The sequence below is a fragment of the Patulibacter brassicae genome (assembly GCF_033949425.1).
In the GTDB taxonomy this organism is placed as follows: domain Bacteria; phylum Actinomycetota; class Thermoleophilia; order Solirubrobacterales; family Solirubrobacteraceae; genus Patulibacter; species Patulibacter brassicae.
In genome coordinates, this window is sequence record NZ_JAXAVX010000003.1 from 144,617 (window position 1) to 163,185 (window position 18,569).

Annotated in this window: 22 protein-coding genes; 5 read left to right on the forward strand and 17 right to left on the reverse strand. The window is 75.9% G+C overall.

The annotated features are described in order from the left end of the window. Positions 1-94: 94 nt before the first annotated feature. The 9 genes from SK069_RS08355 to SK069_RS08395 form a co-directional block, all read right to left on the reverse strand. A complete protein-coding gene (locus tag SK069_RS08355) occupies positions 95-1,186 on the reverse strand; it encodes a winged helix DNA-binding domain-containing protein (protein WP_319953751.1) in 1,092 nt (363 codons plus the stop codon). 63 nt (positions 1,187-1,249) lie between these two features. After that, positions 1,250-1,783: a hypothetical protein gene (locus tag SK069_RS08360; RefSeq protein ID WP_319953752.1), complete on the reverse strand. Its 534-nt coding sequence runs from the start codon at positions 1,781-1,783 to the stop codon at positions 1,250-1,252. Beyond that, a complete protein-coding gene (locus tag SK069_RS08365; RefSeq protein WP_319953753.1) occupies positions 1,780-2,874 on the reverse strand; it encodes a winged helix DNA-binding domain-containing protein in 1,095 nt (364 codons plus the stop codon). Before SK069_RS08365 ends, SK069_RS08360 begins: the two co-directional genes overlap by 4 nt. Next, positions 2,871-3,410 carry a GNAT family N-acetyltransferase gene (locus SK069_RS08370; RefSeq protein WP_319953754.1) on the reverse strand — a complete coding sequence of 180 codons (540 nt, stop codon included), beginning with the start codon at positions 3,408-3,410 and terminating at the stop codon, positions 2,871-2,873. The genes SK069_RS08365 and SK069_RS08370 overlap by 4 nt, the downstream gene beginning before the upstream one ends. Before the next feature lie 147 nt (positions 3,411-3,557). After that, the gene (locus SK069_RS08375; RefSeq protein ID WP_319953755.1) at positions 3,558-3,764 is read right to left on the reverse strand and encodes a hypothetical protein; all 207 of its coding nucleotides are present in this window, start codon (positions 3,762-3,764) and stop codon (positions 3,558-3,560) included. A 2-nt stretch (positions 3,765-3,766) separates the two neighbouring features. Beyond that, positions 3,767-4,039: a hypothetical protein gene (locus tag SK069_RS08380; protein ID WP_319953756.1), complete on the reverse strand. Its 273-nt coding sequence runs from the start codon at positions 4,037-4,039 to the stop codon at positions 3,767-3,769. Between the two features lie 185 nt (positions 4,040-4,224). Further along, a complete protein-coding gene (locus SK069_RS08385; RefSeq protein WP_319953757.1) occupies positions 4,225-4,806 on the reverse strand; it encodes a YdeI/OmpD-associated family protein in 582 nt (193 codons plus the stop codon). A gap of 66 nt (positions 4,807-4,872) precedes the next feature. Next, positions 4,873-5,865 carry an aldo/keto reductase gene (locus SK069_RS08390; RefSeq protein WP_319953758.1) on the reverse strand — a complete coding sequence of 331 codons (993 nt, stop codon included), beginning with the start codon at positions 5,863-5,865 and terminating at the stop codon, positions 4,873-4,875. Positions 5,866-6,028: 163 nt separating this feature from the next. Next, positions 6,029-6,457, reverse strand: a complete 429-nt coding sequence (locus SK069_RS08395; RefSeq protein ID WP_319953759.1) for a MerR family transcriptional regulator — start codon at positions 6,455-6,457, stop codon at positions 6,029-6,031. A 135-nt stretch (positions 6,458-6,592) separates the two neighbouring features. Between SK069_RS08395 and SK069_RS08400 the strand changes: the two genes are divergently transcribed. Further along, entirely contained in the window at positions 6,593-6,844 is a 252-nt protein-coding gene (locus SK069_RS08400) for a hypothetical protein (protein WP_319953760.1), read from the forward strand. A gap of 119 nt (positions 6,845-6,963) precedes the next feature. Here SK069_RS08400 and SK069_RS08405 read toward each other — a convergent pair whose 3' ends face one another. From SK069_RS08405 to SK069_RS08425, 5 genes are all read right to left on the reverse strand, one after another. Then, positions 6,964-7,311: a hypothetical protein gene (locus SK069_RS08405; protein WP_319953761.1), complete on the reverse strand. Its 348-nt coding sequence runs from the start codon at positions 7,309-7,311 to the stop codon at positions 6,964-6,966. Between the two features lie 209 nt (positions 7,312-7,520). Next, a complete protein-coding gene (locus tag SK069_RS08410) occupies positions 7,521-8,252 on the reverse strand; it encodes a histidine phosphatase family protein (protein ID WP_319953762.1) in 732 nt (243 codons plus the stop codon). Positions 8,253-8,299: 47 nt separating this feature from the next. Beyond that, a complete protein-coding gene (locus tag SK069_RS08415; protein ID WP_319953763.1) occupies positions 8,300-9,379 on the reverse strand; it encodes a phosphotransferase family protein in 1,080 nt (359 codons plus the stop codon). Between the two features lie 37 nt (positions 9,380-9,416). After that, positions 9,417-10,358 (reverse strand): SDR family NAD(P)-dependent oxidoreductase, encoded by a 942-nt coding sequence (locus tag SK069_RS08420; protein WP_319953764.1) that lies wholly within the window; start codon positions 10,356-10,358, stop codon positions 9,417-9,419. Next, complete coding sequence (locus tag SK069_RS08425) at positions 10,355-11,605, reverse strand: acyl-CoA dehydrogenase family protein (RefSeq protein ID WP_319953765.1); 1,251 nt, start codon at positions 11,603-11,605, stop codon at positions 10,355-10,357. The genes SK069_RS08420 and SK069_RS08425 overlap by 4 nt, the downstream gene beginning before the upstream one ends. A gap of 378 nt (positions 11,606-11,983) precedes the next feature. Between SK069_RS08425 and SK069_RS08430 the strand changes: the two genes are divergently transcribed. Then, a complete protein-coding gene (locus SK069_RS08430) occupies positions 11,984-12,352 on the forward strand; it encodes a hypothetical protein (protein ID WP_319953766.1) in 369 nt (122 codons plus the stop codon). Positions 12,353-12,364: 12 nt separating this feature from the next. Here SK069_RS08430 and SK069_RS08435 read toward each other — a convergent pair whose 3' ends face one another. Continuing rightward, positions 12,365-12,961 (reverse strand): TetR/AcrR family transcriptional regulator, encoded by a 597-nt coding sequence (locus SK069_RS08435; protein ID WP_319953767.1) that lies wholly within the window; start codon positions 12,959-12,961, stop codon positions 12,365-12,367. 94 nt (positions 12,962-13,055) lie between these two features. On the opposite strand from SK069_RS08435, the gene SK069_RS08440 reads away from it, so the two are divergent. Then, complete coding sequence (locus SK069_RS08440; protein WP_319953768.1) at positions 13,056-14,282, forward strand: cytochrome P450; 1,227 nt, start codon at positions 13,056-13,058, stop codon at positions 14,280-14,282. 9 nt (positions 14,283-14,291) lie between these two features. Here the strand turns inward: SK069_RS08440 and SK069_RS08445 are convergent, their stop codons facing one another. Then, positions 14,292-14,804 (reverse strand): hypothetical protein, encoded by a 513-nt coding sequence (locus SK069_RS08445; protein WP_319953769.1) that lies wholly within the window; start codon positions 14,802-14,804, stop codon positions 14,292-14,294. Between the two features lie 127 nt (positions 14,805-14,931). Between SK069_RS08445 and SK069_RS08450 the strand changes: the two genes are divergently transcribed. After that, positions 14,932-16,257 carry a serine protease gene (locus SK069_RS08450; RefSeq protein ID WP_319953770.1) on the forward strand — a complete coding sequence of 442 codons (1,326 nt, stop codon included), beginning with the start codon at positions 14,932-14,934 and terminating at the stop codon, positions 16,255-16,257. A gap of 39 nt (positions 16,258-16,296) precedes the next feature. Further along, entirely contained in the window at positions 16,297-17,301 is a 1,005-nt protein-coding gene (locus SK069_RS08455; RefSeq protein WP_319953771.1) for an ATP-dependent DNA ligase, read from the forward strand. Positions 17,302-17,311: 10 nt separating this feature from the next. On the opposite strand, the gene SK069_RS08460 is transcribed toward SK069_RS08455, so the two are convergent. After that, a complete protein-coding gene (locus SK069_RS08460; RefSeq protein ID WP_319953772.1) occupies positions 17,312-18,505 on the reverse strand; it encodes a dioxygenase family protein in 1,194 nt (397 codons plus the stop codon). Positions 18,506-18,569: the final 64 nt, after the last annotated feature.

Below are 18,569 nucleotides of genomic sequence, written 5' to 3' on the forward strand. Positions count from 1 at the left end.
GGTCCGGGGCGCGTGGCGCGCCGCCACCCGGGCCCGCGGGGCCCGCCCCACCGCGACCGTCCGGCGCGGGCTCGCGCCGAACGGAGCGGCCGGATCAGTCGACGACGACGTCGCCCGGCGCCTCCGGCGCGAGGAAGCGCAGCGCGCGGCGTCCCTCGGCGCGGATCGCGGCCCGGGCCCGCTGCGACAGGCGCCGGAGCGGCACGACGCCGATCCGGGTGCGGCCGCCCTCGCGGACGGTCCCCCAGGTCGCGGCCACCTCGCCGTCGTGCAGCACGGTCGGGGGCACCATGCCGTTGCGGGACGCGAGGGCGTCGCGGTCCTCCGCGCGGATGATCCGCCGGCGGTCGGCGTGGGAGAGGATCGCGTTGTCGAACGCCGGCAGGAACCGGACGGGCGCCGGGACGTCCTCGGCCGGCAGCGGCGCGCCCGCGACGTCGAAGAGCTCGCGGCCCTCCTCGTCGCGCAGGACGACGACGTCCTCGATCCCCTGCAGGAGCGCGCGGGTGCCGGTGAGCCCCGACCAGGTCGTGGCGTCGGCGGCCGTCGCGGGCCCGAACGCGAGGAGGTAGCGGCGCAGCAGGGCGCTGCCGGCCGGCTGCGCGGCGATCGGGCGGCCGAGGAGCTCCTCGGCGAGGGCGAAGCGCGCCCGCGCCGGGAAGCCCGTCCGCTGCGCGGGGTCGGGGACCATGAGCAGCGGCAGCGTCATCCGGGCGACCATCGCGAGGTCCGCCGGCGACCGGTCCGGCCAGGCGGCGGCGAGCGGCTCGCGCAGGTCGGCGATCGTCCGCGGCTCGTCGGCCAGCAGCGCACGGGCCCGGTCGACGAGCCCGGGCACGGCGAGGAGCGGCCGTCGGGCGGGCTGCTGCAACGCCCGATCCAGGACCGGCTGGAGCGTGCGGCGGAACGCGACGTAGTCGTCGGCGGTGGTCCAGTGGATCGTGCCGCGCAGCGTCGTGCCCCGCACGATCCGCCGTGCGGCGAGCAGGTCGATCACGGCGGGGCGCGCCACGTCCCGCAACCGGCTCCAGAGCCCGAGGAACGGCGGCTCGGGCTCCTGGGCCTGGACGCCGCCGAGGTGGGCGACGGCCGCGACGGGATCCAGCGGAGATCGCTCGAGCAGGAGCTGGCGCGCCAGCAGGGCGCGGTTCAGCCGGCGCTGCGTGAGCGGGGCGTCGTCGGTCACGGCACCAGCCTCCCACGCGTTCCGGCCGGTTCCTGGCCGGAATCTCGCCTTCGTCGAGGCCGCTCAGCCGCGGGCGCGCTGGAGCCGCAGGACGTCGACCTGGATCTGCTTCTGGCGGAAGCTGCCGCGGAAGACGGGGCCGGCGCCGGTGACGAGGTCGCCCGGCCGCGGGTCGCGCGCCGGCCGCAGCGACGCCCGGACGTCGAGCACCGTGATGCCGGGGAGCGTCACGCCGCCGGCGGACAGCTGCTCGCGGACGACGAGGTGCAGGTCGCCGTCGCCGTCGGGGTCGACGGACTCCAGGCCGATCACGCGCCCGCGGGACGCTCGGCAGCCGTAGGCGGGCGACGGGGTCGCGGTCGGGCAGGACGCCGTCCAGCTCGCCGGCGGCGCGGGCCGCGCGGGAGTCCGCCGTGTCGTCGTGGTGGGACGGCTCGCGGCGGGTGCCGGGGGCGCCTGGGCGCTGGTGCGCGCGGGCTCGACCGAGCGGTCGGGCGGCTCGTCGCCCCCGCAGCCGACGAGCAGCAGCCCGCCGAGGACGCCCGCCACGACGAGTCGACGCGTTCGCGTCGGGGCGCTGCGTCGCGTGCCCGTCATCGCTCCACGACGACCGTCACGTCGTCGGCCTCGGGCTCCAGCAGCCGGACGAGGCCGTCGGCCTCCGCCTCCAGCGCCGCCCGGTCGGCCCGTGCGAGGCGCCCGAACGGGGCGAGGCGGACCGTCGCGACGCCGCGCTTGCGCTCCGCCGACCACGTGCCCGCCACGACGCCGTCGACGAGGAACGTCGCCCGGACGCGCAGGTTGCGCGTGAAGACGGCGGGGCGGTGCTCGTCGGCGATGATCCGCGTCCGGTCGGCGTGGGCGAGCAGGACGCCGTCGAACTCCGGCAGGAACCGCGCGGGGGCGTCGGCGTCGGGGCCCGGACGCGGCGCGTCGGGCAGGTCGAGCAGCTCGCGTCGCCCCGCCCGGAACGCGACGAGCTCGTCGCGGATCCCGGCCACGACGTCCTTCAGCGGCTTCACGCCGGTCCAGGTCTGCAGGTCGGCCACGGTCATCGGGCCGTAGGCGGCCAGGCAGCGCCGCACGAGCTCCGCGGCGCGGACCTCGCGGTCGGGCTCGCGCCCCAGGCGGGACGCGGCGAGCGCGAACGGCACGTCGCGCGGGAACGCCCAGCGCTCCTCGCCGGGCACCATCACGAGCGGCACCGCCATCCGGGCGACGTAGCCGAGGGTCCGCTCCTCGACGTCGGGCAGGCGCTCCAGCAGCCCGGCGCGGATCTCGTCGAACGTCCGCGGCCCGTCGGCGAGGACCTCCCGCGCGGCGACCGTCACGGCCCCGACGTCCGCCTCGCCGCCGCGCTGGCGCGCGATCGACTGCGCGCCGGCGACGAGGGCGTCCTGCAGCGTCGTGCGCAGCGCGAGGTAGTCGCCCGGCGTGACGAGGTGCAGCGTGCCCCGGACCCACGTCGCCCGGACGACGTCGCCGCCCACCAGCGCGGTCCGCAGGTCCTCGGCCGCGAAGCCCGCCAGCCGGGTCCAGAGGCCGACGAACGGCGGCCGCGGCTCCTGCGCCTGCAGGGCCCCGAGCCGGGCGATCGCGTCGGGCACCGGCAGCGCGACGCGCTCGAGCAGCAGCTGCCGCGCCAGCAGCGCGCGGTTCAGCGCCCGGGGCTCGGTCTCCTCGCTCACCAGACGTCCCCGTCGCGCCAGTCGCAGGCGATGTCGGCGTCGAGGTCCAGCGGCGCCTCGACCGGCAGGACGAAGACCGAGCCCTCCTCCTCCGGGCAGCGGCGCAGGCCGTCGGGCGCGACGACCGAGGTCGTGCCGCGCCAGCGCTGCCAGCCCCGCGCGAGGTAGAGCGCCTCGCCGTCGTCGGAGGCGCCGAGCGCGCCGAGGTCGTACGCCCCGCGGATCACCGCCTCGAGCTCGTCCATGACGAGACCGCCGAGCCCCGCGCGACGGCGGTCGGCCCGCACGGCGACCGCCTCGACGTACCCGCAGCGCAGCGCGCGACCGCCGTGCAGCATCCGCCGCATGACGACCGACCCGTGGGCGATGAGGGCGTCGTCGCCGGGGTCGCGCACGAGCGCATGGATCCCGCCCAGCCCGTGCTCGAGATCCTCGTCGCCGAAGTCCCCGTCGAACGCCGCGTGCATGAGCGAGCGGATCTCGGCGATCTCGGCCGGCCCGAGGCCGGAGGTGTGGACGACCCGCGCGCGCGACACCGACGCAGCCTCGCATCCGGGGACGACGGCCCGCGCCGGGGCCTTCGCGCCGCGCGGAGGTCGAACCGAAGGCCCGTTCGTGATCGACCGCCTTCCCCTACGCCTCGATGGGGCCGATCGCGAGATCCGATGCGGGCCGGGTGTCGCTCAGATCACCGCATCCACGAGCACGAGAACACCCCCGGCCACGAGGGCGGCCCCGACGATCCTGCCGAGAAGGACGCTCGACCAGACGCCGTCGCCGTGCGTCGCACGCAGCGACGCCGACTTCCGCGCAGCCCACGGGTCGAGCACCAGCCGCGCGCCGGACCAGAGCGCGAGGAGGCCGATGAGCACCCAGAACGCCGTCGACATGGCTACTCGTCCGCCCGTTCCTCGTCCGCCTCGTGGGCGTCGCCTGCCGGCCCGCGGTAGCGGTCCCAGGCGAGCTGGCCGACGAGGGCGACGGCGATGACCGCCACCTCCACCCACGTCCACGCGTCGTCGAGGAGCACGAGCTTCACGACCACGAGCAGCACGCACGGCCACAGCACCATGGCGTTCCATCGCGCCGTCCCGGCCGAGCGCACGGCCCGACGTCGCGCGTTGCGGCGCGTGCGCCACCACTCCGCGAACGGCGGCCGGGTCATCGAGCCCCGTCCGGACCGGGCCCCGCGCGCCGACGGTCGCTCCGACGCCGCAGCGCGAGGCCGGACGCCGGTTCCGACGTGCCTACCCAGGCGGCGTTCCGCGGTCGTCCGCTCGCGAGGAACTGCACGCACGCGCCCTACCCAGACCGGTGGCACAGCACGCGAGATGGCGCCCCGTCCGGCTCCTACGGATGCAGCGTCTCCCCGGCCGCGCACATGTCGGCGAACGTCGCGATCCGGCGCGCGCGGGTCTCCGCGCGCTTCGCCTCGGCGATCCGGTAGAGGATCGCGTAGCGGTTGCGCCCGTCGAGGGCGTCGAAGAACGCCGCCGCGCCGGGACGCTCGGCGAGCGCCGCGCGCAGGTCGTCGGGGACGGTCGCCGTGGACGGCGCGTCGTAGGCGGCGTCCCAGCGACCGTCGGCCTTCGCGGCATCGACCTCCCGCTGTCCGGCCGGCCGCATGCGGCCCGCGGCGATGAGGCGCTCGACGTGCTCGCGGTTGACCTTCGACCAGCGGCTCCGCGGACGACGCGGCGTGAACCGCTGCCGGTACCAGCGCTCGTCCTCCGTGCGCTTCAGGCCGTCGATCCACCCGTGGCAGAGCGCGACGTCGAGCGCCTGGGCCCGGGTGATCGACGGCTCGTCGTGGCCCTTCTTCGCGATCCGGACCCAGACGCCGTCGGCGGTCGCGCCGTGCTCCTCGAGCCACGCCTCCCACGCCTGCGGGTCGGTCGGCGTGCGCACGGGGTCGTCGTCCGGGGAGGCCACGAGCGTGAGCGTACGGCCCGGCGCGGACCCCGGCCGGCGACGCCGGGGCCCGTGACGCGCGACCGCTCAGCGGTTGACCGAGGACATGTCCGGATACCGGTCGCCGGCCGCGTCCGCGACGGTCGCGAGGTCCGCCAGATCGGCGTCGGTGAGCGTCAGCCCGAGCGCTCCGAGGTTCTGCTCGAGGTACGTCCGGCGCTTCGTGCCGGGGATCGGGGCGAGGTCCTCGCCCTGCGCCAGCAGCCACGCGAGGGCGACCTGGGCGGGGGTGGCCCCGTGCGCCCGGGCGACGCGGTCGACCGCCTCGACGATCGCGATGTTGCGCCGCAGGTTCTCGCCCTGGAAGCGCGGGTTGTGGCGGCGGAAGTCGTCCTCGTCGAGCGCGTCGAGCGAGCGGATCGCTCCCGTGAGGAACCCGCGGCCCAGCGGGCTGTAGGGGACGAGGCCGATGCCGAGCTCGCGCAGCGTCGGCAGGATCTCCGCCTCGATGTCCCGGGTCCAGAGCGAGTACTCGGTCTGCAGCGCGCTGATCGGGTGCACGCCGTGCGCGCGGCGGATCGTCTCGGCCGAGGCCTCCGACAGGCCGAGGAAGCGGACCTTGCCGGCGGCGACCTGCTCGGCCATCGCGCCGACGGTCTCCTCGATCGGCACCTGCGGGTCGACGCGGTGCTGGTAGTAGAGGTCGACGTGGTCGACGCCGAGGCGCCGCAGGGACGCGTCGATCGCCTCGCGGACGTACTCCGGCGAGCCGCCGATCCCGCGGACCTGCGGGTCCTCGCGGTCGCGGACGATCCCGAACTTCGTCGCGAGGACGACCTGGTCGCGGCGATCGGCGATCGCCTTCCCGACGAGCTCCTCGTTGTCGCCGAAGCCGTACATGTCGGCGGTGTCGAGGAACGTCGCGCCGAGCTCGATCGACCGGTGGATCGTGGCGATCGACTCGGCGTCGTCGCGCTGGCCGTAGAAGTCCGACATGCCCATGCAGCCGAGGCCGAGGCACGAGACCTCGAGGCCCTGGCGACCGAGGGCGACGGTGGGGGTGGTGGCGTTCGTGCTCATGCGGTGCTCCTGGTGGTGGGGCGTGACGGCGCGGTCGCGACGGCCCGGGACGGCCGTGGCGACCGCGCCGCCGACGCGCGCGCCGACGGGTCGGCACGCGGTGCGGGGACGGGAAGGCGGGTGGGCAGGACGGGGCGGTGAGCGCCCGCCGCGTGGATCCGGGTCAGGCGGCGCCGGCCTCGGGAACCGGCTGATCCTCGAGCACGCAGTCCCGGTAGACGCTGATCTTGTGATCGATCGCGGCGAGGTTCTCCTGGACCTCCTCCAGCTGGCGCAGGACCGCGGCGCGGTGCTCCTGCAGCAGCGCGAGCCGGTCGGCCTCCGTGCCGGCGCCCGCGCGCACGAGCTGGGCGTAGCGCTTGATCTGCCGGATCGGCATGCCCGTGCGGCGGAGCTTCGTCAGCAGCGTGATCCAGCGCAGGTCGCCGTCGTCGTAGCGGCGGTGACTGGACGCGGCGCGGTCGACGGGTCGCAGCAGGAGCCCGGCGCGTTCGTAGTAGCGCAGCGTGTCCGGGGTCAGGCCGGTCGCGCTCGCGGCCTCGGAGATCGTGCGGCTCGTCGTCTCGGTGGGGGAGCTGAGGACGGCGGCCATGGGACAACGGTAGAAGCTGGAGCGCGCTCCAGGTCAAGGCCCGGCGCCTGCACGCCCGAGATTGGCGCGCGGACGCTCGCCCGGCCCCTGGGTCGGGCCGGGCGCCGCCGATCGGCGGTCTGCCACGATCGGACGATGAGCGAAGAGCACGAGCACGAGGCCGCCGCCGTCGCGCTGACCGGCTGGATCGCCGACCTGGGGGCCGACGGCGAGGACGCCGTGGTCCTCGCCGACGGCTCGCACGTCGCCACGGCCCCCGGGCACGTCAGCGTCGAGGCCGGCTGGGTGCGCATCGCCCCGAGCGACCCGCGCCGGCCGACCCTCGTGCTGCCGGCTACCGACGTGCTCGCCGTCGTCCTCGCGTCGGGCGTCGGCAGCTCCACCTGAGCCTTGGAACCCGGCTGAGGCGGCGACGCGCCGGATCGTCGATCGGGCGTCGCGATGGCGGGGCCGCGAGCCGGACCGGCGGTCGCACCGCGGGGCGGCGTGCCGCCCGGCGCGCGCGGTCAGGACGCGCGGTGCCGGTCGACGACCGCCCACGCCAGGAGCGCGACGACCGCGCTGACGACGAGCACCGCCGGCCACGACGAGATCGCCTTGCCGAGGGGGTGCGACAGCGCGAACGCGACGAGGTAGGCGAGGACGAGGCCGCTCGCGATCGGCAGGCCGCGCGCACGGCGCCAGACGAGCCCGCACCAGAGCGCGGCGAGGAACAGCACGACGCCGCCGAGCGGACGCACCCCGGTGAGGTCCGCCACGCCGAAGCCGACGAGCAGCGAGCCGCCGGCGACCACCCAGGTCGGGACGTCGAGGTCCAGCAGGCCGGTCGCGCGCGGGGAGGTCGGCGTCGCCATCGTCACGCAGGGTACGCCCGCTCGGCCCGCCCGGCCCCGCCGCCTCCCGGACCGGCTGCGGACGCACTCCGCACCCCACCGCCGCCCGGCGCATCGGCCGGAGGGGCGCGCCGGCGCGCCCGGCACGTCCACCGGAGGGGGCGCGCGGCGGAACGTTCCGCCACGCCTCCCGCCCGGGGGCCGTGTCCCGGAACCGGTCCTCGCCGCGCTCAGCGGGTCGTGCGGTGCGGACGTCCGGGACCCTCGAGGTGCGAGTGGTCGTTGAAGCCGACGAGCGTCAGCCCCCGGCGGCCGCTGACGACGGTCGTCAGGGCGCTGTTGGCCATGACCCGGTTGAGCTGCAGCCAGCCGCGGCGGTCCATGCCCAGGAGGGCGCCGCAGACGACGCTGATCGTCCCGGCCGAGGACACGACGACCGGCACGCCGTCGGCCGGCGGCTCGGCGACGACGGCCTCGAGCGCCGCGCGCGCGTCCGCGGCGAAGACGGAGTACGAGCCCTGGACGGCGTCCTCCGCCCCGTCGATCCAGTGCTCGAGGGCGGCCTCGAGCAGGTCCTGGAAGACGGCGCTCGGCTCGCGGCCGCGGACGACGCCGATCGCCGAGGCGATCTGCCGCCGGTGGCGGTCCGGCAGCCGCGCGACGAGGCCCTCGTGGTCGAACTCGTTCCAGCGCGGGTCGACCGACCGCGGCACGTCGCGCTCGACCCGCGCGCCGCGCGCGACGGCTGGCCCGGGGGCCACCGCGTAGCCGGCGAGCAGCTCGTCGGCGGTCTCGCGCTGGCGACGCAGATCGCCGTGCACGACGCGCCCGATCCGCCAGCCACGCCGGTGCAGGTCGCCGCCGAGCGCGCGGGCCTGCCGGCGGCCGTGGTCGGAGAGGCGGTCGTAGTCGCCGACCCCGAAGGACGCCTGACCGTGGCGGACGAGGAGGATCGCAGGCACCGGTCAGCCCTCCGCACGCGCGCCGGGCGCCGCGGGCCGGCGACGGCTCATCCCGCCTGCCGGATGATCCGCCGGCAGCGCAGGTCGAGGTAGCGCACCGCGATCCAGAACCGCTTGAACTGCGGGTTCGTCGTCTTGCCGGCCACGTAGCGCGCGTAGATCTGCTGGACGATCACCGCGAGCCGGAAGAGTCCGAAGACCTCGTAGAACGTCCACTCGGGGACCGCGATCCCGGCCCGCTCGCAGTAGCGCGCGACCACCTCGTCCCGCGTCGGCATGCCGGGCAGGTCGGTCGGCTGTCGGCGCAGGAGCTGCATCCCCCGGCCGTCACCCGCCTGCACCCAGTACGCCAGCGCCGAGCCGAGGTCCATGAGCGGGTCGCCGAGGGTCGCCATCTCCCAGTCGAGCACCCCGAGCACGCGGCCCGGGTCGTCCGGGGCGAGGACGAGGTTGTCCAGCCGGAAGTCGTTGTGGATGACGCAGGTGGCCACGTCGTCGGGCCGGTGCTCGGCGAGCCACTGCGTGACGGCGCGGAACGACGGCGACCGGGGCGTCCGTGCGGCCTCGTAGCGCGCCGTCCAGCCGTCGACCTGTCGCTGCACGTAGCCCGCGCCGCGCCCGAGGTCGCGCAGGCCGGCGGCGTCGACGTCGACGGCGTGCAGCGCGGCGAGCGTGTCGATCGCCGCCTCCGCCATCCGGCGCGCGTCGGCCGGCGACAGCGTCATGCCCTCCGGCAACCGGCCGCGGACGATCGTCCCCGCCAAGCGCTCCATGACGTAGAACGGCCGGCCGCCACAGGCCGCGCGGGCCGCCTCGTCCTCGCCGGTCGCCTCGACGGCCGGCACGAGCTGGAAGGTCGGACGCAGGCGGGACTGGATCCGGGCCTCGCGCAGCACGTCGTGGGCGGCGCCCCGGTGCTCGCCGGCGGGGGGCCGGCGCAGGATGAGGTCCCGCTCCGGGTAGCGCAGCAGGTAGGTGAGGTTCGACGCCCCGCCCGCGAACTGGCGGACCTCCGGCGGCGTCGCGCCGAGCCCGTGGACGTGCGCCGCGAGCCAGTCGTGGAGGGCAGCGACGTCGAAGGCGTCCTCCGCGCGGACCTCGCGCGGCTCGTCGATCGCGGCGCTCACGCGCGCTCCCCGTCGGGGCGCGCGCCCGGGCGAGCGCTCACGCGCCGTCCTCCCCCCGCGCGCCGGCAGGGACGGCGTCGCCGGCGGCGGCCTTGCGGTCGGCCTGCGCCAGCCGCGACAGCAGGGTCGCGGTGCGCTGGCGCGCGACGCGGCGGAACAGCGGCGGCAGCCAGTGCTTCACGAACGCCGACGTGCGGCCGTCGCGGTCGGTGAGCACGAGGAACCGCCGATCGTCGATGCCGCGCACGACCTGCGCGGCGATCGCCTCCGGCGCGACGGGCGAGCCGTCGACGAGCTTGCCCATGAGCGCGCGCATGCCGGGATCGCCCGTGCGGAAGCTCGCGGTCAGCCCCGTCCGGAAGAAGCTCGGGCAGACGACCGTCACCGCGATGCCGTCGGGCTCGAGCTCGAGCCGCAGGGTCTCCGACAGCGAGATGACGCCCGCCTTGACGACGTTGTAGGACGCGTTGGCGGGCGGGTTGACGATGCCGGCCAGCGAGGCGATGTTCACGAGCTGCCCGTGGCCCTGCGCCTGCATGAGCGGCGTGAACGTCCGGCATCCGCGCACGACGCCGAGCAGGTTGATGTCCACGACCCACTGCCAGTCCTCGATCGGCTGGTGGGTGATCCGCCCGCCGGTCGCGACGCCCGCGTTGTTCACGAGCACGTCGAGCCCGTCCCAGTGCTCGACGCACCAGGCCCGCGCGGCCTCCCAGTCGGCGTCGACGGTGACGTCGAGCGCGAGGCCGTGGATCGGCCCCTCGGGCGCCGACGCCCCGACGACGGCGCCCCCGGTCAGCGCGACGCCGAGGCCGCCGTCCGGGCCGGTGGCGCCCGCCGCGACGGTCTTCACGGCGAGCTCGAGCGCCCCGGGGTCGCGATCGGTGACGAGGACGCGGTCGCCCGCGGCGGCGAGGCGCTGCGCGATCGCCAGACCGAGGCCGGACGCGCCGCCCGTGACGAGGACCCGGCGGCTCATGCGGCGGCCTGCGCCTTGTAGGCGGCGAGCTCGAGGCGCGCGATCACGCCGCGGTGGACCTCGTCGGGCCCGTCGGCGAGCCGCAGCGCCCGCGCCATCGTCCAGGCCCCGGCGAGCGGCGTCTCGTCCGAGAGCCCCGCGCCACCGTGCAGCTGGATCGCCATGTCGATGACCTCCTGCGCCATGTTCGGCACCACCACCTTGATCTGGGAGACCGCGCCGAGCGCCCCGGCGAGGCCCTCGGTGTCCAGCAGCCAGGCGGCGTGCAGCACGAGCAGCCGGGCCTGGTCGATCTTCATCCGCGCGTCGGCGATCCGCTCGCGGTTGCCGCCGAGGTTCGCCAGCGGCTTGCCGAACGCCACGCGCGTCGTCGCGCGGCGGCAGGCGAGCTCGAGCGCGAGCTCGGCGAGGCCGATGAGGCGCATGCAGTGGTGCACGCGGCCCGGACCGAGGCGCGCCTGCGCGATCCCGAACGCGCCGCCCGGCGTCCCGATGACGTGGTCGACGGGCACCCGCACGCCGTCGAAGCGGACGCGTCCGTGGCCGCCGGGCGCGTCGAGGAAGCCCATCGTCGGCAGCAGCCGCTCGACGGTCACGCCGGGCGCGTCGCGGGGCACGAGCACCATCGAGTGCTGACCGTAGCGGTGCGCGTCGGGGTCGGTGAGCCCCATGAAGATGAGGACCTCGCAGTCGGGGTGCCCCACGCCGGTGCTCCACCACTTCTCGCCGTCGAGGACGACCTCGTCGCCCTCGATCCGCGCCGTCGCCTGCATGTTCGTCGCGTCGGAGGACGCGACGTCCGGCTCGGTCATGCAGAAGGCCGAGCGGATCTCGCCGCGCAGGAGCGGCGCGAGCCAGCGCTCCTGCTGCTCCGGCGTGCCGAACTGCAGGAGGACCTCCATGTTGCCGGTGTCCGGCGCGTTGCAGTTGCAGACCTCCGACGCGATCGCCGACCGGCCGAGCCGCTCGGCGAGGATCGCGTACTCGGCGTTCGCCAGGCCGGGCCCCGCGAGCGTCTCCGGCACGCCGGGCACGTCGGCGGGCTCGGGCAGGAAGAGGTTCCAGAGCCCGGCGTCGCGCGCCGCCGACTGGAGCTCGCGCATCGCCGGCGGGACGGCGAACGCGCCCGGTGCCTGGGCGTCGAGCTCGCGGAGGATGGCCGGCTCGACGGGATCGAGTCGCTCGGTGAGGAACGCGTCGAGCCGCTCCAGCAGCTCCTGGGCGCGCGCGGTGGGGCGGAAGTCCATCGGTCCGGGTGCTCCTCGGGCAGGCGTTCCACGACCGGCGGCGGCGACGACGGCCGACACCCGACGGGCGGTAGGTACCGGACGGTACCACTCGCTCGGTCCGCCATCGACCCGCGGGCGCGGGACACGGAGGGAACGCCGAGGGTCGGCCCGTCGCGTCCGGACGCGCGCGGCGGCCGTACGCCGTCGGGCCAACCCGACGTGCGCCGTTCGGGCCCGGGCGGCGGGCTCCCGGGCGACGAGGCGGTGATTCGATGGCGCCGATGCCGATCCCCGTCACGACGTACGACCTCCTTCGCACGAGCCGCTTCCGCACGACGTACGAGCTGCGCGACGAGCAGGGCGCCCCCGTCGCCACCCTCCGGATCGGTCCCGGGGATGCGCGGGCGGCGGGCCGTCGCCGGGACGATCGAATCAGCCGATCGCGGCTGGGACCTCCGGCGCGCCCCGCGGTCCCGGACGCTCGAGGCCGTCGACCCCGAGGAGGGCGTCGACCTGCGCTGCCAGGGGGACGCGATCGAGCTGCCGCGCCTGGACCGGGCGCTCCGCTGGCGCCGCCGTGCCCGGCTGTCGGCCTACGGCTCGCTGTCGCTGGCGAGCCCCGTCGACCCGAAGCAGGAGCAGGCCTGGGCGACGCTGCGCCCCCGTCGGCAGTCGGCGCCCGGCTACGCCGTCACGACCGCCGGCGACCTGCCCGAGCCCGAGCTCGTGCTGCTCAGCGCCGCGTACGACCTGCTGCGCGGCTGAGCGCGCCGGCCGTCAGGCTCCCGGAGCGAGCGCGCCGCGCCACAGCGCGGACACCGCGCCGACGACCTGCGGATCGATCGTCGTGGCGCGCGTGAGGTGCTCGACGAGCACGGACTGCGTCGACCAGGCCAGGGCGAAGGCCCGCGCGCGAACCGCGTCCTCGGGGATGCCGGGGCGATGGCGGGCGATCCACCCGCCGATCCGCTCCTCGAACCGGGCGTGCAGCAGGCGCCAGCGGTCGCGGATCTCCGGATCGTAGCTCGCCGCCTCGGCGGCGAGCAGCACCGCCCCGCGGTGGCGCTCGAAGACCTCGGCGGTGTCGGCGATCGTCGCGCCGGGGTCCGTGTCGATGCCGCCCAGCCAGTCGTCGACCCGCTCGCCGAGCTCGGCGCCGAACCGGTCCACGACGCCGTCGGCCAGCGCGCGCTTGTCGCTGAAGTACGCGTAGAAGCTCGCCCGCGAGAACCCGGCCTCGGCCGCGAGCGCGCCGATCGCGACCTCGCTGTAGCTCGCGCCCGCGCCGACGAGCCGCTCGGCCGCGTCGAGGAACGCCGCGCGACCGCGCTCCTTCGCCTCGGCGGCCTTGGACGTCGTTCGCACGAGCGGCACGCGGCGGACGCTAGCACCCACGACAGCAGGACTCGACCCCACGTCTTGACACCAGCACTTGACAGCGAGTCTAGTCCCGGCGTACGGTGGCGCCATGAGCACGGTGGTGGACACGACGATCGACCTCGGCGATCACGGCCTCTGGAAGGACGGACCGCCGTACGCCCTCTTCGAGCAGCTCCAGCGCGAGCCGGGCGTGCACTTCAGCGCCAACGCGCACTGGCCGGAAGAGGACGGCTTCTACTCGCTGGTCCGGGCGGCGGACGTCGCCGCGGCCACGCGCGACCTGGCGACCTTCTCCTCGGAGCGGCGCGGCATCTTCGTCTGCGACGACATCGGCGTCCCGCTGGACATCCAGCGGCTGCAGATGATCTCGATGGACCCGCCGCGCCACGACCGGCTGAAGAAGCTCGTCGGCAAGGCGTTCACGCCGGCGCGGATCGCCGCCCACGAGGACGCGGTGCGGCAGATCGTCCGCTCCGTCCTGGATCGCTTCTCGGCCGGCGACCGGATCGACCTCGCGGTCGACGTCGCGCGACCGGTGCCGGCGCGCGTCATCGGGTCGCTGCTCGGCACGCCCGAGGAGGACGACCACAAGCTCGTGCACTGGACGAACGTCGTGACCGCCTGGGAGGACCCGGAGATCCGCGCCGGCTGGGACTCGACGATCGACGAGTTCCAGGAGATCGTCGCGTACATCGAGGCCGTGCGCCAGGACCGGGCGCAGCACCTCGGCGACGACCTGCTCTCCGCCCTGCTCACCGCCGAGGTCGACGGCGAGCACCTCGAGCCGTTCGAGATCGCGACGTTCTTCATCCTGCTGCTCGCCGCCGGCAACGACTCGACCCGCGCGACCTACGTGGCGACGATGCGCGCGCTCATCGAGCACCCCGAGCAGCGGCAGCTCCTGCTCGACGATCCCTCGCGCATCCCGCAGGCCGTCGAGGAGGGCCTGCGCTGCTTCCCCGCCTTCGGGTTCATGGGCCGGGCCACGACGCAGGAGGTCGAGATCGGCGGGCAGACGATCCCGGAGGGCGCACGGGTGCTGCTCTGGTACCTCGCGTCCAACCGCGACCCCGAGGTCTTCCCGGACCCGCACCGGTTCGACGTCACCCGCGAGAACCTCGACCGGCACCAGGCCTTCGGCGCCGGCGGCCGGCACTTCTGCCTCGGCACCGCGCTCGCGCGGATGGAGCTGCGGATCTGGATCGAGGAGACGCTGGCGCGCTGGCCGGCGATGGAGCTCGACGGTCCGGGCACCCGGATGGAGTCGCTCTTCCTGAACCAGTGGAAGCGCAGCCCGGTGGTGCTCGCGGCCTGACCCCGCGCGTCAGGCCGCGCGCGGGACGAGCTCGAGCGCCGCGGGGCGCATGACCTGCGACCCGTCGCACTCGCAGAGCGGGCAGCGCCAGTGCACGAGCAGCCAGCGGACGTCGCGCTCGTCGTCGGGCTCGAGCGCGCGCAGGCAGCTCGGCCAGGCCGGCACCGGACCGGCGTGGTGCTCGCAGCGCAGCGTCACCGGCCAGTGCCCGTCGCGCATCGAGCGCCACCAGCGCTCGACGCCCGCGTCGGGCTCCACGGCCATCCGCCCGGTCATCAGGTCGAAGTGCGCCGGCAGGGCCGTGGCGATCGGCGACCAGTCGAGCTCCTCCCCGGACATGAGCAGCGTGTGGCGCTCGCCGCAGCCGTCGGCGCAGCGGTAGGTGACGAGGTGGGCGGGCGGCGCGCCCGCGCCCGGCAGCCGCTCCACTCGGCGGAACGCGCTGAGCCGCAGCACGCCGTGGTCCCCGGACGCGCTGCAGACCGCGTCCCACCCTCCCGCGATGGCGTCGAACTCGTGCATGCCTCAGGATCGCGCCGCCGGCGGCGGAGCGCCAGTGCCACGCGGGCCGGACCGAACGCCCGTCCATGCGACGACGGGAGGAGCGATCACCGGCGCAGGCGTGCGCCCAGGGGAGGATGATGCCGGCGTGCTCCGCGCTCGCCGCCGCCGCTCACTCGCCGCACGCCCCTGGCGAGGAGCGCTGCTGGCGCTGCTGGCCGGCGCGCTGGCCGCCGGAGCCGGGCCTGCCGTCGCGGCCGCCGACGCGGGACGCGCGACGCCCCGGATCATCGGCGGCGGCGACGTGGCGATCACCGCGGTGCCCTACCAGGTGGCGTTGTGGAACCCGACCCGCGGCACGCCGCTGGAGGGCCAGTTCTGCGGCGGCGTCGTGCTGTCGGCGACGACGGTCGCCACCGCCGGGCACTGCGTCCACGACGCCGAGGCCGGCGGCCTGCGGCCGACGACGTCGATCCGGGTGCTCGCGGGGACGAGCCACCTGCGCGGAGCGAGCGAGCCCGCCTACGGGCCCGGGGTGCGGGACGTCGCCGTGTCCTCGATCGCGCTGCACCCGAGCTACGACCCCACGACGGCCGACTTCGACGCCGCGGTGCTCACGCTCGCCGAGCCGCTCTACGCCGGCTCGCCCGCGATCGACGGCGTCGCCGCGATCGCGCCGATCGAGCTGCTGCCGGCGAGCCAGAGCGGTTCGGTCACCGCCTACGGCGCCCTGCTGCAGGTCTCGGGCTGGGGCGACACGAGCGGCGGCAGCACCTATCCCGCCGACCTGCGCGCGACGAACGTCCGCGTCGCCGATCAGCAGGTCTGCGGCTTGCAGTACCTCCTGCAGGGCGGCGTCACCGACCGGATGCTCTGCGCGACGGCCAACGGCCAGGACTCCTGCGGCGGCGACAGCGGAGGCCCGCTGACGGCCACGGTCGGCGGCACCCGCGTGCTCGCCGGGCTCGTGAGCTTCGGCCTCGGCTGCGCCAACGGCGTCTACGGGGTGTACACGCGGGTGGCCAGCACCGCGATCGGCTCGTTCCTGCGCAGCGCCGCCGGGCTGCCGGCGGCCGGCACGTCGACGCCCCCCGCCCCCGCGCCGACGCCCGCGGCCCCGGCGCCCGACGTCGCGGCCCCGACGAGCCGCGTGGCGCGGCGCACCTGCACCCGCGTGCGGTGCACCGTCCGGGTGACCGTCTCCGACGCGCTGCCGACCGCCGGCGTGGCCCGGGTCACCGGCACGCTGCAGTGGACGACCCGCCGCGCCTGCCGGCGCGACGGCCGCCGCACGACCTGCGCAGTGCGCCGGAAGCGCACCCTGCGCGCGTCGCTCGTGGGCGGGACGACCTGGGCGCTGCGCACCCCCCGCCTGACCAAGGGCGTCCGGTACCGGCTGACGGTCACCGCCCGCGACCGAGCCGGCAACGTCGAGCGGCGCCCCCGGGCGGTCACGCTCCGCCGGCGGGCCTGACGCCCGGGACCCGGCGGCCGGGGCGGGTAGGGTCGGGCCGTGCCGCTGCCGCTGGATCCCCCGCTCGCCCCGCAGCTCGCCCGGGGCCGGGCGAGCCTGCCGACCGAGGACGGCTGGGCCTACGAGCCGAAGTACGACGGCTTCCGGGCGATCGCGTTCGTCGACGGCGACGCGGTGCGGCTCTGCTCGCGGGGCGGCAAGGACCTCGAGCGCTACTTCCCCGAGGTCGTGCTGCCGGCGGGGCGCTACGTCCTGGACGGCGAGCTCGTGATCGATCGCACGTCGCTGCAGCGCGCCGATCCGCCGCTCGAGGTCCAGGGCGACGATCCCGAGCAGTTCGACCTGCTCTCCCAGCGGATCCACCCGGCGGCGTCGCGGATCGAGCGCCTCGCGCGCGAGACCCCGGCGCGCTACCTCGCCTTCGACCTCCTCGCGCTCGAGGACGACGTGCTGCTCGACCGGCCGTTCGCCGCGCGCCGCGCCGCGCTCGAGGAGCTGCTCGGCCGCGACGCGTTCGCCTTGGACCCCGTCGTCGACCTCGTCCCCTCGGTCCGCACGGCGGCGGAGGCGCAGGACTGGCTCGCGCGCACGGAGGGGGTCGTGGCGAAGGAGCTCGACGCGCCGTACCGACCGGGCGCGCGCAAGGGCATGGTGAAGGTCAAGCGACTGCGCACGATCGACGCGGTCGTCGTCGGCTGGCGTCCCGGCAAGGAGGAGGGCACCGTCGGGTCGCTCATCCTCGGCCTCTACGACGAGGGCGAGCTGCGCGTCGTCGGCCACACCTCCGGCCTGAAGGCGAAGGAGAAGCGCGAGCTCGTCGCGACGCTCGCCCCCTACGCCAGCGGCGCGGGCGGCAGCGCCGACCCCAGTCGCTGGAGCAGCGACCGCGAGCTCGAGTGGGTCGGGCTGCGGCCGGAGCTCGTCGTCGAGGTCTCCTTCGACCAGGTCTCCGGCGGCCGGATCCGGCACGGGACGAGGCTCCTGCGCTGGCGCGAGGACAAGGCGCCGGAGGAGTGCCTGTTCGACCAGCTCTCGCAGGGCTGAGGGCGACCCCTCAGGCGCGCTTCGGGATCGTCACCGTCCGGCGCGCGCTCGAGGTCGCGCCGTCGGCGTCGACGAAGGCGACCGCCACGCGCGCCCGGCCGCGCGCGGTCGCCGCGGGGATCCGCAGGTGGACGACCTGCGTGCCGGTCCGCAGCGCGACCTTCTTGCGCACGATCGTCTTGCCGTTGCGGGTGATCCGCGCGGTGACGGTGACCGCCTCGTCGACGTCGAACGTCAGCCGCAGCACCCGGCGCCCGCGGGCCGTCCGGCGCCAGCGGGCCCGCTGCAGCGACGCGTCGACCGTCGCCGCCGACGCCGCCGAGGACCCGCTCGACGACGATCCGGAGCCGCTCGACGAGCCGGCGCTGCCCGACGACGAGCCGCTCGACGTCGTCGTCGGGGCATTGGCGAGCGAGACGACGAACGTGCCCGCCAGCGCCGACGCCGGATCGCCCGTGAGCGTTACGAGCAGGCGCGACCCGTCGCTGCCGTAGATGTTGTCGGTCGCGTTGGTCGTATCCGGGTTGCCGCGGCCGCTGTAGGCGCTCGTCTGCAGCACCTGCGAGGTCAGCGACGGATCGAAGAACAGCTGCGAGGTGAAGTCGTAGGTCGTCCGGGTGCCGTCGAACGTCCGGACCTTGAAGTGGACGTGGATCGCCCGGCCCGAGTACCAGCCCGGGAAGACCGTGACGAACGTGACCTTCCCGTCGGCGTCGGTGACCTGCGATCCCCGCAGGTACTTCTGCCCGACGGACGAGTTCTGCGAGACGTCGGAGTACGTGCCCTTGGCGTTGGCGTGCCAGACGTCGACGGTCGCACCGGCGATCGGCGCGCAGTCCTTCGTGCTGTCGACGACCACCAGCGAGAGCGTCACGGGGACCCCCGCCTGGACGACGCCCGTCGACGGGTCGCTGCGGATGTCGGACCGGTTCAGGCCCTCCTCGACGAAGTACGGGCCGACCGTCTTGGCCGGTGCCGTGAGCGTGCAGGCGGCCGTCGCGGCCTGCGCCTCGACGTCGAGGCCGAGGGCGTCGAGCAGCCCGCCCGGGCCGCTGGCCTGGGCCAGGAGCAGGGCGGCGCCGGTCAGCCCGCCGGCCGCGACGGCGTGGCGCCGCGTCAGCCCGGGGCCGGCGGCATCGAGGATCGTCGCCTCGTCGTGGTCGTGGTCGCGGTCGTGCCTGTGCTCGTCGTGAGGGTGGATCATCGGGGTGCGCTCCTGCGGGGTTCGCGAAGAGCATCGGCCCGCTCGCTGGGCGTGGGGAGAACGG